At 61.4% G+C, this 13,871-nt stretch carries 10 protein-coding genes; 3 read left to right on the top strand and 7 right to left on the bottom strand.

Features of this window, described 5'->3' with window-relative positions; genetic code table 11:
- Positions 1-27 precede the first annotated feature (27 nt).
- Together HHL22_RS16035 and HHL22_RS16030 are read right to left on the bottom strand one after the other, a co-directional pair.
- Positions 28-738: a DUF2306 domain-containing protein gene (locus HHL22_RS16035; RefSeq protein WP_169532346.1), complete on the bottom strand. Its 711-nt coding sequence runs from the start codon at positions 736-738 to the stop codon at positions 28-30.
- Positions 739-855: 117 nt separating this feature from the next.
- Complete coding sequence (locus HHL22_RS16030) at positions 856-1,818, bottom strand: acyloxyacyl hydrolase (RefSeq protein ID WP_169532345.1); 963 nt, start codon at positions 1,816-1,818, stop codon at positions 856-858.
- Positions 1,819-2,209: 391 nt separating this feature from the next.
- Between HHL22_RS16030 and HHL22_RS16025 the strand changes: the two genes are divergently transcribed.
- Both HHL22_RS16025 and HHL22_RS16020 read left to right on the top strand, forming a co-directional pair.
- Positions 2,210-2,905: a porin family protein gene (locus tag HHL22_RS16025; protein ID WP_169532344.1), complete on the top strand. Its 696-nt coding sequence runs from the start codon at positions 2,210-2,212 to the stop codon at positions 2,903-2,905.
- A 111-nt stretch (positions 2,906-3,016) separates the two neighbouring features.
- Positions 3,017-3,646, top strand: a complete 630-nt coding sequence (locus HHL22_RS16020; protein ID WP_169532343.1) for a porin family protein — start codon at positions 3,017-3,019, stop codon at positions 3,644-3,646.
- Between the two features lie 78 nt (positions 3,647-3,724).
- Here HHL22_RS16020 and HHL22_RS16015 read toward each other — a convergent pair whose 3' ends face one another.
- On the bottom strand, positions 3,725-5,086 hold the full coding sequence (locus HHL22_RS16015; protein ID WP_169532342.1) for a dipeptidase: 1,362 nt from the start codon (positions 5,084-5,086) through the stop codon (positions 3,725-3,727).
- 250 nt (positions 5,087-5,336) lie between these two features.
- On the opposite strand from HHL22_RS16015, the gene HHL22_RS16010 reads away from it, so the two are divergent.
- A complete protein-coding gene (locus tag HHL22_RS16010; protein WP_169532341.1) occupies positions 5,337-6,032 on the top strand; it encodes a carboxypeptidase regulatory-like domain-containing protein in 696 nt (231 codons plus the stop codon).
- A 4-nt stretch (positions 6,033-6,036) separates the two neighbouring features.
- Here the strand turns inward: HHL22_RS16010 and plsY are convergent, their stop codons facing one another.
- The 4 genes from plsY to HHL22_RS15990 form a co-directional block, all read right to left on the bottom strand.
- On the bottom strand, positions 6,037-6,675 hold the full coding sequence (plsY, locus tag HHL22_RS16005) for a glycerol-3-phosphate 1-O-acyltransferase PlsY (RefSeq protein WP_169532340.1): 639 nt from the start codon (positions 6,673-6,675) through the stop codon (positions 6,037-6,039).
- A gap of 47 nt (positions 6,676-6,722) precedes the next feature.
- A complete protein-coding gene (locus HHL22_RS16000; protein WP_169532339.1) occupies positions 6,723-12,395 on the bottom strand; it encodes a hypothetical protein in 5,673 nt (1,890 codons plus the stop codon).
- A 93-nt stretch (positions 12,396-12,488) separates the two neighbouring features.
- Positions 12,489-13,319 carry a 50S ribosomal protein L11 methyltransferase gene (prmA, locus tag HHL22_RS15995; protein ID WP_169532338.1) on the bottom strand — a complete coding sequence of 277 codons (831 nt, stop codon included), beginning with the start codon at positions 13,317-13,319 and terminating at the stop codon, positions 12,489-12,491.
- Between the two features lie 138 nt (positions 13,320-13,457).
- Positions 13,458-13,814, bottom strand: coding sequence for a DUF6150 family protein (locus tag HHL22_RS15990; protein ID WP_169532337.1), 357 nt, complete (start codon positions 13,812-13,814; stop codon positions 13,458-13,460).
- Between the last annotated feature and the right edge of the window lie 57 nt (positions 13,815-13,871).

Raw genomic sequence — 13,871 nt, 5'->3', positions numbered from 1 at the left:
CCGACCGGCTGCAAGATGCCAGCTGCCCTAGGCCATGCCCACCTCGGGCAGCACCACGCGCGCCGGCTGCGGACCCTGCGTGCCCACGTAGCGGCGCTGTGCCCATAGCATGTAAGGTACCCCTAGGAGCGTGGGCCACAAGAAGTTCCAGGGCCAGGGGATGAAGTGCAGGCTGGTGGCTGAGAATGCCGAAACGGCTGCGACATAGGCCCCTACAAACCCCGAAATGTGGTTGCGCAGCCATTGCCCCGGCCGGGGTGGGGCGCTGCGCAGGTAGCTCCATAGCTGCGTGCCGGTGCGCACTACCCCAGCCCCGCCAAACACCACGGCCGGCACAATGCCCTGGCGCAGCCCATAGTAGATGAAGAAGCCGAATACCGGCAGTCCCACACCCGCCATCAGCCAGTCAACCAAGGCGGGGCGCTGGCCGTAGCCCAGCTTTTTGAGCGCTAGCGCCCGGTAGCCGAAGGCCGCCAGATACAAGCTGAACAGCCCGGTGATAAGTAAGAACATCAGCGCCACTGCGCGGCCGGCCGGCAGCGCCACCCATAGCAGCTGCCCGCCCGCCAGTAGCAGCGAGGTAGTGCCGGCCACCAGCATGGCCCAGAAAAACACCAGCCCCCAGCGCCGATGGGCCACGCCACCCTTGCGCACGGCCAGCGCCACCGGCGCCACAAAAAACCCCAAAAAGCCCGCCGCTATGTGCAGGTAGCGCGTGTAAACCAACCAAGTAGCCATATAGCAACGCGCGGCCGCAAGTTCCCGGCTCACGCGCAACCCAAAGGTGCAAGCCTGGCGCACGGTGGGCAAACCCTAGGCTCCCAACCGTCGAAAAGGCCGCCCCAAGCCGCGCAGCTAGCGCCCCAGGCGGGCGCCTACCTTCAGCTCCAGCGCGTCGGCCGCGAAGCGGTGCACCTTCAGGTCGAGGGCTCCGAACAGCCAGGGCGTCAGGTGGTACTTCAGCCCCACCCGCTCGTAGTAAAAGGGGTTTGACTTGTAAGGATTGTAGAAATACACGCCCAAGTGCGTAACCAGCGCCAGCCGGCCCAGCAGCAGCTCGTGGCCCAAGAAAGCGCCGGCCTTGCGGGTGTCGGGCAGGTGGCGGGTGTCGCGGGCGGTGTCGAGCTGCGCAGCCCGCAGCGAGCGGTCGTAAAAGCCCTCCAGGCCCACCAGCAGGTTGCTTTTGCGGTTGAGGCGGCGGCCGGCGGCCAGGGTGATTGAATTTACTACGTATGTAGTGGGGTCAAATGCGCTGCGCTTCTTAAAGGCAACGCTAGTGCTGACGTTTAAAAAGTTATGGCCTACGTCGGGCGGTGCGGGGGCGTAGCCAGGGCGCACCGGGGCCGGGCGCTGCTGGTGGTAGTTGACACCCACGGCCACGGTGGGCAGGTTGATGCCGAAGTTAGGCTTATCGGTAGCGCCGTTGGAGTAGTGGTGCAGGCCTAGGGCCAGCAGTAGCCCTAGGTGCTCGCTCAGGGCCACGTCATACTCGAAGCGCAGCTGAATGGTAGCGTTGAGCGGCGAGCTGATGAAGGTATTCTTGCGGTTGCTGTACAGGTCGTAGTGCAGCGGGAAGTACCCTAGGCCCGTGCCCAGCCGAAAGCTGAAATCGTGGCGGGCCGTGCGCGAAATCGATTTGCTGAGGTACACCGTGGCGGCGTAGCTCTGTCCCAGCAGCGGGTTGCGGTAGTCGAAGTACACCAAAGCCAGGCCCACTTTGGGATATTTATACCAGGCGTGCCAGGGCGCGGCCCCGGTGGTTTGGCGCTGCACGTTCAGCTCGGCGCCCAGGGGGTGCGAGCTAACCAGGTGGGCCACGGGCTGGGTATGGCTAATAATGATGCTGCCCTGCGCGTACGCGCCCCAAATAAAAGGAGCCCGCAGCGCGGCGCCCGAATCGGCCGCTGGCGGGTACTGCTGAGCTCGCCCTCCCACGATACAGGCCAAAACCAGCACGCCAGCAACTAGTTGAATGTTAAGAAGCTGGAGGAAACTGGTCGAAAAACGCATAGTACTTAGCTGGGCAACCTAGTTCAAAACTACGGGCCGCTCAGGCGGACCTGACCGGAGCAGCTAAAATATTTTTTTCAAAAAAAACGCAACCCCCCTCTGTTTTTAGTCGGTATAAGCCCCGTTTTCGGCCAGGTAAGCCTTCCGACTATCATTTTTTTTGAGGCACTGGCCATTTTATCTTATTCATTTTTCAATCATGAAGAAAATCATTCTCTCCCTAGCTCTTCTCGCTGGTGCGGCCAGCGCTGCTCATGCTCAAACTGGTGTTAAGTATGGCATCAAAGGCGGTTTCAACCTGAGTTCGTACACCGGCGGTGGCGACATCGGCAGCAGCACGGGCTTCAAGCCGGGCTTCGCTGCGGGTGTGCTGGTAAACTTTGGCTTCACCGACCTGCTGTCGCTGCAACTCGAAGGCCTGTACTCGCAGAAAGGCGTGTTCATCGACCAAGCTAACTACACGGGTACGCCCCTCAACCAGTACAACGGCCAGCAATACCGCTCGACGCTGGGCTACATCGACGTGCCGGTGCTGCTGAAATTCACGACCGGCCAGGATGGCAAAGGGCTGTTTTTTAACTTCGGCCCGCAGGCTAGCTTCGCCCTCAGCGACCGCGAGTTTTTCCGCCCGCAGGGTGAGAAGGCCGGTAGCCCCAAGGAAGTTACCGTGTATAATACCCGTGACCGCCTCGTGCCCGTGGGCATTGGCTACGTAGGTGGCATTGGCTACCAGATTACCAGCGGCCTGGGCCTGGAAGCCCGCTACACCGGCGACTTCACGAACGTCTACAAAGATGGCTTCGGCTCGGGCAGCTCGCCCCTGCGCGGCGACAACAACTTCCACAACGGCGTGTTCCAATTCCAGGTGCACTACCTGTTCGGCGGCAAAAGCTAGGCTCTTTGCTTAGGCATAAAAAGGCCGGTTTCCAGCACGGAAGCCGGCCTTTTTGCGTAGTGGCCGGCGCAGCTGAGCGTAGCTTTGCGGTGTTCACCTGTTTTCTACTTAATGAAAAAGCTATTTCTCGTGGCTAGCGCGGGGCTGCTGCTAGGGGCCAGCCACTCAGCCCAGGCCCAGTACCGCGGGCGCGGCGGCAACGTGTCGCTGGGCCTCAAGGCGGGCGCCACGTTCACCAGTTTCGTGGGGGCCGACACCAAAAATGCCGCTGGCACCAGCGGCTACGACTACCGCTTTGGCTTTTTGGCGGGTGGGTTCGCCAATATCGGGTTTGCTCGGCTGTTTGCCTTTCAACCCGAAATTATCTACTCACAGAAAGGCGCTAACTACAAGAACGTCACCGACATGAGCGTCCGGCTACACTACGTAGACGTGCCGCTGGCCTTCCACGTCAACACCGACGGCTTCTTCTTTGAGGCGGGGCCGCAGGTGGGCTTTCTGGTGGCCGCCCGCTACCAGAACGGCAGCACTTCGACCGACGTTACTAACGGTTACAAGTCGGTGGACTTTGGGTACCTGGCGGGCCTAGGGTATCAGCTTAAGCACGGGCCCGGCGTGGGCCTGCGCTACAACGGCGCCTTCACCAATTTCCCTAATTCCACTACTTCGGGCAGCACTACCGTGCAGCCGCGGGCGCGCAACAGCGCGTTTCAGCTCTACGTCACGTACTCGTTCAACTAGCCCTTAGGGCCTTCCCTCAGCAAAAAGGCGCCAACTATCAAGTGGCGCCTTTTTGCATGTACTGGCATTCGCTACCCCCTAGGAAGCCGCGTATTCCTTGTAGAACTCAGGGATGGTTTCGATGCCCTTCAGAAAGTTGAAGACGCCGAAATGCTCGTTGGGCGAGTGGATGGCGTCGGAGTCGAGACCGAAGCCGAGCAGCACCGTGTCGAGGCCCAGCTCGCTCTTGAACATGGCCACGATGGGGATGGAGCCGCCGCCGCGGGTGGGCACCGGCTTCTTGCCAAAGGTGGTTTCGAGGGCGCGGGCGGCGGCGCGGTACGCCACCGAGTCGGTGGGCGTGAGCACGGGCTCGCCACCGTGGTGGGGCCGCACCTGCACCGTGACGCCCGCCGGCGCAATGCTGGTGAAGTGCTGTTGAAACAGGGCCGTGATTTGCTCGCTGGTTTGGTTGGGCACCAGGCGCATCGAGATTTTGGCAAACGCCTTGCTCGGAATCACCGTTTTGGCGCCCTCGCCGATGTAGCCGCCCCAAATGCCGTTCACGTCGAGCGTGGGCCGAATGCTGGTGCGCTCGGGGGTGGTGTAGCCGGCTTCGCCCACGGCGGCGGGCAGGCCAATGCTCTGCTCGAAGCCGCTTTCGGAAAAGGGCGCCTGGGCCAGCTCGGCGCGCTCGGCCTCGCCTAGGGTGGCTACCTGGTCGTAGAAGCCGGGAATGGTAATGTGGTAGTTCTCATCGTGCAGGCTGGCAATCATGCGGCACAGCGCGTTGATGGGGTTGAGCACGGCCCCGCCGTAGAGGCCCGAGTGCAGGTCGCGGTTGGGGCCCGTCACTTCCACCTCGTGGTAGCTGAGGCCGCGCAGCCCCACCTCGATGCTGGGCACGTCGTTGGCCAGAATGCCGGTGTCGGAGATAAGAATGACGTCGGCTTTGAGCTTCTCCTTGTTTTCCTTCACGAAAATAGCGAGGTTGTTGGAGCCAATTTCCTCCTCGCCCTCAACCATGAACTTGAGGTTGCAGGGTACCTCGCCCTGGGCGCGCATCACCTCTAGGGCCTTCACGTGCATATACACTTGGCCTTTGTCGTCGCAGGCGCCGCGGGCGTAAATCTGCTCATCCTTAATCACCGGCTCGAAGGGCGGCGAGGTCCACAGCTCGTACGGGTCGGCGGGCTGCACGTCGTAGTGCCCGTACACAAGCACGGTGGGCTTATCCTCGCCCACGAAATACTCGCCGTACACGATGGGGTTACCGGCCGTGGCGCACAGCTCCACATTAGCAGCCCCGGCGGCTTCGAGCTTCTCCTTGAGAAAATCGGCCGCCCGCAGCACGTCGCCGTGGAAAGCGGCATCGGCCGATACGCTTGGGATGCGGAGCCAATCCATCAGCTCTTCTAGAAAGCGGTTTTGGTGCTGGGTAAGGTAAGCGGGTGCGGACATAGCGGGGAAAAGGTTAGTTAGTGGCGCAAAAGTAGCCTTTTTAACGGTCCCCTCCCCTAGGGCTGGTAGTCGCGGCAAAGCGCCGAGCTTGCGGCAGGCCGAGGTACTGCTCGCCGTGCTTGGCGTGCTGGGCAGTTAGCCTTCGAGCGTTATTTCGGCGGCACATCGGGCGCGGCAAAGAGCCGGAGCAGTAGGCGCGGCGCGGGCAACAAGAAGCGCAATGGCAGCAAATTAGCTGTACTTTACAGCCATGAAACTGGTTTTCTCGCTAATCATAATTCTGCTGGCAGTTGCTACCGGACAGGCGCAGCAATTACAAGGTTATTTTATCAGCACCACGAAAGCATGGGTTACCGACTTGTTATTTTTTGAAGGGAATCACTTTACTTACAACCAGTCAACCTGCACTGGCTTGGTTAAAGGCAGCGGCACATTCATTGTCCAGAATAGTACGCTAATACTACACTTTGATAATACTAGCGACTTATCGGCTATAGCAGCTACAACCTGTAACGGCCAGTATAAAGGTGGCTTCTACGTTAAAGTTGTAGATGGTGCAACCAATGCGCCGCTGCCTGGAGTTACTATTAGCATCTCGAATAGTCGTAGAAATTCCATTGGCACTTCCACCACTAATTCTGGCGAAGCCTGGCTTGATTATATACCTACTGCGCAAGACTCCTTGTTAGTAGCTTATGTGGGGTACGCTACGCAACGTCTTTCTTTCCGCAGCTTTTCAGGAACTTGCTGGAAAGTTTCGTTAGGTAATACCGAGTATGTAGCAGCAGGCACAACGTATTCCTACCCACTAGAAGCAATACACCATGGCTCCTTTACTGCCCAACTTTCGGTCGACCAAAAGTCAAGCTATGCTCATTTTCACTATAAGCGCATTTCAGCTACGAGGGCAGTAGCTGTGTTAAAAAGCAGAGAACAAAGACAATAATTATCTACCGCTTCCCCCACAGCGGCACGCGGCTTTCGGTACCGGCACGCAGGCGGCCGATGTTGGTGCGGTGAGTGTAGATGAGCATAGCCGCCAGCGCGAAGCCAAACCAGATTTGCCATGAGTTGGCGGGCCGAAACCAGGGCGTAAGTTGGAGTAGTGCGAAGACGACGCCGGCCGTCATGCTGCCGAGTGATACGTAGCGCGTGGTGCCCAGCACCGCCAGAAACACCAGGATGGCCACGCCCACCGTGGCCGGCGCAATGGCCAGCATCATGCCCAGGATGGTGGCTACGCCCTTGCCGCCCCGAAACTGCGCGAATATTGGGTACACGTGCCCCACCACCGCCAGCACCCCGCAAGCCAGCCGGTAATAAAACAGGTTTTCGGACGTAATGGCCCCTAGGCCCAGCAGCCAGTTGGGCAGAAACCAAGCCGCCGCAAAACCTTTGAGCGCATCAATGAGCAGCACCGCCGAGCCGGGGCGCTTGCCCAGCACCCGGAAGGTATTGGTGGCGCCCGCGTTGCCCGAGCCGTGCTCCCGAATGTCGCGCAGGTTGAAAAACCAGCGCCCTACCCACAAGGCCGTCGGGATGGAGCCTAGCAAATAGGCCGCCAGCAGGGCCAGAACGATATACAGCATGGGGCAAAAATAAACCGCCCCGCCGGGGTTGGGCGGGGCGGCTAGGGCTAGGAGTCGCCGAAGGGGTCTTCGGGGTCGGCCTTCTTCTTTTTCTTCTTGCTTTTTTTCGAGTCGTCGGTAGTGGGCTCGGCGTTCGGGTCGGGCGTGGGCTCGGCGGCCTTAGCCTTTTCCTTCTTCGCTTTTTTCGAATCGTCTACCGCGGGCTCGGCGTTCGGGTCGGTGGCAGCTTCCTCTTTCTTGGCCTTCTTCGATTTCTTCTCGGAGTCGGCCGCCGGCTCGGCACTGGTGTCTTCTTTCAGTTCGGCAGCCTTAGCCTTTTGGGGCTCAGCTTTAGGCGCCGGGGCAGCGGCGGGCTCGATGGTGCCGTCGCCGAAGGGGTCGTCGGCCTTCGCCTTTTTCTTCTTTTTGCTGGGTTCAGGCGCGGGCTCGGCGTTGGGGTCGGCGGCGGGCTCAGCGGGTTTCGCCTTGCCTTTCTTGGCCTTCTTATCCGCATCGACGCCGGGCTCACTGGCGGCGGGCTCGATGGTGCCATCGCCGAAGGGGTCGTCGGCCTTGGCTTTCTTCTTTTTCTTACCCTTGCCAGCGTCCACTTCGGTATCGGGGCGAGTAGCGGCGGCCGCGCGGGTGGCCAGCTTGCCCGACTTGCCCAGGTAGTCCTTCTCGAAGTGAGCCCGGAAGCGGTCTACGTCCTCCAGCTCCCCTAGGAAAACGCCGTAATCGGGCGTGGTTTCGATGCTGCCCTTCTGCTTGGCAGCTACTTCGGCGTCGTAGCCCTGCTCGTCGCTCGACTTAGTAAGCAGCGTATTGTTGGCGTAGCGCAGGTAGTACCAGGTTTGGGGCTCGGCTTCCAGGTACACCTCCACCACATCCTGGGCATCCTGGCGCTTAATCTCGACGTAGCCGTTCACCAGGGCGTTGAGGCTTTGCTTGCCCACGCCCCCTAGGCCCAGCTTGCCCACCGAGTACCAAGCGCGCTGCTTAGCGTTCCAGCGCAGGTCCACCTTGCTCAGCAGCAGCGTGTGCACCAGCTTGGGCGAGATGCTGCTGAGCGCGGGTGGCGCCGCGCCCGGCCGGCGGTTGGCAAAGGATTCGGCCCCCTTGTCGCCAGCTAGCTGCGCAATATTCGACAGCTCTTCGTTGGAGCCATCCAGGGCTTCGGGCGCGTTTTTCAGCACCTTGGCCAGGGTGCCGGCCATGCTTTCCACGGCCTTGCTGGGCATGCTGGCATCAATGCCTAGCAGGCTGCGCACCTGGTAGCGGGCGCTGTCGGGGTTAGCAATGCCCACGCCGCTGCCCACCATGGCGTAGTTTTTATTATTAGCGATAAAACTCAGCGGCCCTTTAAAGTCGAAGCGGTTGGTGGCCTCGTGGTACACCAGCGTGGTGCCGGCGTACTTGTTGGGGTCACTCAGGTCGTGGTCGGCCACGCTGTACTCGCCGCGCGCCAGGTCGTAGTGCAGGGTACCATCGGCCTTAAATAGCGGAATGTCGCTTTCGTTGACTTTCGGCCCGGCGTAGAGCGGATACAGCGTGTTGTCCTCCCCGTTCACAAAGAAGCCCATGGCCAGCGCCGTGCCGTCCTCGCTTTTCAGGTTGTGCAAGCTCAGCACAATGTTCTTAGGGTCGATGGAGTCCTTCACCGCAAACCAGTCGGCGGTAGCGGGCCCGCGCTTCTGCCCAAACTGCAGCTGCACCTGGCCGTCGAAGTTGAGGCCCCGCTTCTGCGAGTTCAGGGTGATGGGGCCGCGGTAGCCGATGCGCGGCGCCAGCTGAAATTTCTGGTTGGCTTCCACGTTGGCCGTGGCCACGGTGCCCACGTGCGGCGGCTCCTGGCCCTGGTCTTCGGAGGCAGGCTTGCGGCGCAGCACGAAGCGCTTGCGGCCCGTGCCAGCGCCCGCCAGTAACCCCACCGAGTCGGGTTGGAAATCGCTAAACTTCAGCGCTATCGAATCCCCTAAGGCAGTTTTCGACATGTACTGCGCGTCGCCCTTAAACTGGTCGCGCGAGAGCACCGTGATGTTGCCGTTTTCCAGCTTATGAAACTTGCCTAAGGAGTCGAGCAGCACCTTGGCGCGGTGCAGCTGCCGCAGCTGGCCGCCCCCGTTCACTACCACGCGGCCCGAATCTGGAATCACCCAGGCGTCGCCGGTGGCGATGTAGGGCACGCCCTTGGTTTGCAGCTGGTACTTGGTGAGGTCGTAGCTGGCCGCGGCGGCCTTAAACTTGAGGCCGTGCTGCTCGGGCTTGGTGGAGGTGAAATAGGCCCGGGCTGAGTCGGCCCCGGCGGCCCGCAGCGTCACGCGCTTCTTCTTGAAGTCCCAGCGCCCGCCGCTCAGCGAGGTGCGGAAGGCCGAGTACGGCAAATCAATGTCTGACTTACCCGTTTGCTCACCCTTAAACTCGGCGTAGCCTTGCTTCAGGTCGTAGGTAAAGCTTACGTTGTTGGCCGTGAGGGCGGGCTTGCCGGCCGTGGCCGATTTCAAGCTCAGCACCCCCTGGCGGCCCGAGTACGAGTCGTTCTTAAACGTCATGTTGTCGGAGCGCGCGTAGCTCTGCGGGCCGTCGAGGCGGCCCTGCCCCCCTAGCTTCTTGGGCGTTAGCAGCAGCGAGCCCTTAAAGGTGTGGTCGGCGTACATCTTTACCGGCGCGCCGGCCGGCGGCGTTTGCAAGTACAGCGAGTCGCTCTTGGCGGCCCAGCTGATGAGGTAGCCCGGCGGCATCACCACCTTGGGCGTGTTCACGCCCGCCGCAATGCTGCCCGCCTTGCCTTCGCCCGTTAGCGAGTCGGCGTACATCACGAAGCGGTCGCTTTGCAGCGTGGCCCCTAGGTAGTTCACGGTGCCGTTCGACTGCAAACCCTGGCTGTTGAGCCGGACCGTGGCGCCGCCCGAAAGCTTGCCCTTGCCGCCATACAGCGGGTAGCCGCCCGCCGGCGTCGTGTGCACGAAGCCCAGCGAGCCATCATCCTGCGTGGTAAGGGCCGTTTTGATGGGTGGCAAGGCTTTGCTGTGAAACACGCCCACGAAGCCCGCCCGCGACTTGCCCGTGCTCATCGAGTCAAACTGGAAGGGCGGCACGTCGAAGTACGTGGTGGAGTCGTAGGCTCCACCTAGCACGTCGGGCTTGCCGAAGTACACGTAGGCGCCCGACGACGAATTGAACGACGGGTACTTCACCATTTTCTTGCGGCCCGAGCGGTTCTTAGGGTCGTTGAGATAGAGGCGGCCACTTTGGGTCTTGCCTTTGTTCGAGAGCACGAAGTCGCTGGGGCGGTGCTCCAGGTCGGGCTTGCCAGCCACGCGCTTGGTTTTGCTGCGAATCGTGAGCGAGTCAATCCGCGGCATGTCAATGTAGTAGCCGTCGTAGTCGAAGCTAAAGTCACGCCCTTTAAAGCCGTAAATCGACGTTTTAATGCGCCCGCCAAAGTGCATGTTGCGGTTCTTTTGCAGGTGCACCACCCCGCTATCGGGCCGCACCACCACGGGCACGGCCGCCGAGTCGTCGGTGAAGCGGAACGACTCGACCCCGCGCACCAGCAGCTCGTTAGAGGCTAGGTTGAGCGTGGCGCTGCGGCCCGAGCCACTCAGCGAGTGCAGGCTGATGTTGTCGTAGTCCTTCTTTTCGCGGGCGGCGCCCACATAGGCCCGGCCTTTAGGCAGCAGAATGACCTGGCCGGTTTGGGGCTCAATATCCACGTAGCCATCGCGGGCCAGGCCCGTCACGGCCGAGCGCAGGTTGGCCTCCGAAGTGTGCGTAGCCTCGGCTACCTCGCGCACGCTCAGCACGTTCTGAAAATCGTGCTCGCGGCTGTAGCCTACCAGCAGTTGCAGCGGGTGCAGGTGGTTGATGCTCTTGAGCTGCTGGTAGCGGGTATTGGAGAAGAAGCCCCGGCTTTCAAAATCGGCCGAAACCTGCTTAGGGGTGGTTATCACCACAAAGTCTATCTTGGGGTCATTCAGGTTCCAGGTTACCATCTGCGCCCGGATGTATACCTGGTGGTACGAGTCGGTGTAGGGCGTGGTGCGGTAGATGCCCTGCTCGTACAGTAGCTTCAGCTGCTCCTTGGCTTTCAGATACTTCAGCTCTACGCCGGGGTGAGTAATGGAGTCGCCGCTGGTTTGGTAAAGCGCCACGGCGGCGCGGCCGGCCGTCAGCAGCGAGTCGCCGAGCAGGAAGTTGCGCGAGGCGGCCCGAAAGCGCGGCTTACCCTGCTGGCTCACGGTGAGGTGCGACAGCGAGCCATCGAGCGCCGCCGAGCGCACCAGGCTGCCCGCCAGGCTAAGCCCGCCGCGGTACGTAATGCCCGGCCCCACGTTCTTCACTTGCACGTCGTTGCTGAGCGAGATGAAGCGCGGGTAGCCGGTATCGGCAGCGCCCGGCTTGCGGCGCCCGGCCTTGTAGCTGAGGGCGCCCTTCACCGGGGCTTCCAGCAGAAAGGGATACGTCAGCGTCACGGGCTGAGCCGTGAACTCCGGCTTGCTCAAATCGAAGTCAAACGCTTCGAGCACCGCTGATACGGGGTTGCCCTTGATGGTCCAATTCAGCTCGGCACCGGTGGCCAGCACGCGGCTGCTGCCGGGCGCCACCGTGCCGCTTACCTTATGCAGCACCACCGAGTCGCCGGCCGAGGCCAGCACCAAGTCGGCGTCTTTCAGCTCCAGCACCGGGCCGCTCACGGCCGGCGGGTAGTAGGCCGAAAGTGCCGCTAGCGGCGACGGCACAAACGGCTGAGGGGTGTCGAAGTCGGCCGCGGTGGCGGTGGGGGCGGCTGCCGGAGTAGCGGCAGGCTTGGCCACGGACTTAGCGGCGCCGGCTTTAGCCACGGGCTTAGCTGACGCTGATTTTTGGTTGGCAGGGGCTTTCTTCTTTACCGGCGTGCCCCAGCCATCGTCGGCCACTGGGCTGCCCCAGCCATCATCGGCAGCTTTTTTCTTGGGCGCGCTGCTAATGGGGGCGCCCCAGCCATCGTTGCTGCTGGCCTTGCTGCCGCCCGACGACCACAAGTCGCCGGTGTCCCAACCGTCGCTGGCGCGTTTTTTCTTCGCGGCCGGCTTGGGTTTTGGTTTGGCGGCTACGGGCTTCGCAGCCGCCGCTTTGGCCGCTACTGGTACCGGCGGCGCTACCGGGGCCGCCGGCGTATCGAATGAGGCGTTGGGGTCGGGCGCGGCGGGCGCTTTGTAGCTGAATGCCCACTGCCCGCCCGCCACGCGCAGCGTGTTGAAGCTGGTGCGGTAGAGGTAGCCGCCGTTGAGGGCGCGCGCCGTGGCTGCCAGGTACTTCTCTACCTCGGGCGCCGGGCTTTTGGCCACCGCCTGCCCTAGGGCATCCAGGTACTGGTCTAGCTGCTGGTCGCTGAGCTTGGCCTTGGTCTTGCCGCCCACCACGGCGCTGTAAAAAGCCGTGAGGTGCGGAATGGGCCGAAACTTCTTGTCTATCAGCTGCTGCGAGAGCGCGGCAATGGTGCGCTGCTGGCTGCTGGTAAGCTGGTTGCTGCCCCAGAGCTGGCGCAGCTGGTCGCCCAGCGCTCGGGCGCCGGCGTTGTTGCTGGCCGTCATCATGGCGCCCACGTCCACAATAAACTGGGCGGGCTCGGGCGAGAGGTGCCCAGCAAAGCGCTGCACCGTTACCTGGGCGGGGCGCACGGCCCCGGCCACGCGCCCGTCGGAGGCAGGAGCAGTAGGCGGGGCCGTTGTCTGCGCTCGGCCGGTTAATCCGGCCAAGAGAAGGCTGCTAAATAGCGCTATTGAATACTTCATAGAATAGGACAATAACCAGATATTCTAACACGGTTGCCCTAGTCTAACGTAGAGCGGCTACAATTTCGTAAATATTGCCGATATCCAGCTACGAAGCGTCAAATGACGCTCGTAGCGCAACCCCTGGCGGGTGGCTTCAGCGGCTATTTTGGGCAAATCCTCCTCATAAAACCCGCTAAATAAAATTGGGTTCCCGCTGGGCAGCAGCCGGGCGTACGCGTGCATATCTTCCAATAGCACATTGCGGTTAATGTTGGCCAAAATCAGGTCGAACGGTGCCTCGCCTTCCAGCACCTCCGCGCCCCCTAGGCGGCACTCGATGGTGTGGCAATTATTTTCGGCGGCGTTGTCGCGAGCGTTTTCCACCGTCCAGGGTTCCACGTCCACGGCCAGTACCTGGCGGGCGCCCAGCTTCTCGGCCACAATGGCCAGGATGCCCGTGCCGCAGCCCATATCCAGCACCCGCTTGCCCTGGTGGTCGAGGCTTAGCTGGTTTTCAATCATGAGGGCGGTGGTTTCGTGGTGGCCGGTGCCAAACGACATGCGCGGCATAATTACCGCCTCGTACTCTATGCCGGCCGGCTGGGGGTGAAACGGGGCCCGCACCGACACGCGGCCGGCGATGATGAGGGGCTGAAAATTCTTTTCCCACTCGGCATTCCAGTTCTGCCGGGTTATCACGCGGTTTGAGTAGCTCAGCTCCCCTAGGCCCTCGTAGCGGCTCATTATCTCGGCCACGGCGTCGCGGTCAAACGCCTCCTCGGTGGTGTAGGCGCAGAAGCCCGCGTCGTTATCCTCAAACGTGTCGAAGCCCACTTCCCCTAGCTCGGCCACCAGTATTTCGGCCAGCTCGGTGGGGGCTTGCACCGTTAGTTCTACGTAATCCATTGTCTTTCAGAGATAAATTTATTTAAGGACGGTCATGCTGAGCCTGCCGAAGCATCTCTACCGAACGACGCGGTAGAGATACTTCGGCAGGCTCAGCATGACCGTCCTGATTGCGCTAGTACTTACGCCAAGCAAACCTCAGTTAGTACTGCGGCAGCCCGCAAAAGAGCGCACCTTGATATAATGAATGGCAAAGTCGGCCCGGCTGCGGTCGGTGGTTACGTACAGGGTGTAGTCGGCAAACTCGCGGTTGTCGGCCGGGTACCATAGCCCGGTTTTGTCGGCAAACAGGCGGTTGCTCTCCACAAATACGCGCAGGTCGGCGAAGGTCTCCTCGGGTTCCACGTACACCGTGCCGAAGCAGCTGTTGCGCCGGCTGGGGTCGTATTCGAGGTAGACCGAGCCAAAAATCTTGCACGGGTCAAGCGAGCCCCTAGGGGCCGCCTTGGCGGGCGGGGCCAGCAACAGCAGCCAGGAAAGCAAAAACGAAAGCATACGCACGAAGAATAAAGCCAGCTACTTACCCCGCCACGCAAGAACCAATCCAGCCGC

The organism is Hymenobacter polaris (genome assembly GCF_012927305.1).
Lineage (GTDB): Bacteria > Bacteroidota > Bacteroidia > Cytophagales > Hymenobacteraceae > Hymenobacter > Hymenobacter polaris.
This window is presented reverse-complemented; position numbering and strand designations above follow the sequence as displayed.